This window comes from Paraburkholderia sp. SIMBA_030 (genome assembly GCF_046535245.1).
Classification (GTDB): Bacteria; Pseudomonadota; Gammaproteobacteria; order Burkholderiales; family Burkholderiaceae; genus Paraburkholderia.
On the sequence record NZ_JAWRXB010001700.1, the window covers coordinates 1 to 233 of the forward strand.

The following is a 233-nucleotide window of genomic DNA, read 5'->3' on the forward strand; positions in this document are numbered from 1 at the left end:
GTTGAGTTCGGCGTAGGTGAGCGCGACGTCGTCGTAGACGGCGGCGACGGCATCGGGCGTGCGCTCGACCTGCTGTTCGAACAACCGGTGCAGCGGTTGCGCGGCGGCCTCACCGAAATCCGTCTCGGTCCGGTTCCGCTCGATTGTCAGCAGGTTCCGCTCCGCATCGCTCCACAACGCAAGCGCGCTGAGCGGCCGGTCCGGATCGGCGACCACGGCATCGAGTAGCGTGC

Annotated in this window: 1 protein-coding gene; it reads right to left on the reverse strand. The window is 67.8% G+C overall.

What is annotated here, in order from left to right; translation table 11 throughout:
- A partial coding sequence (locus SB772_RS45820; protein ID WP_410839252.1) for a hypothetical protein occupies positions 1–233 on the reverse strand: 233 nt, incomplete at both ends.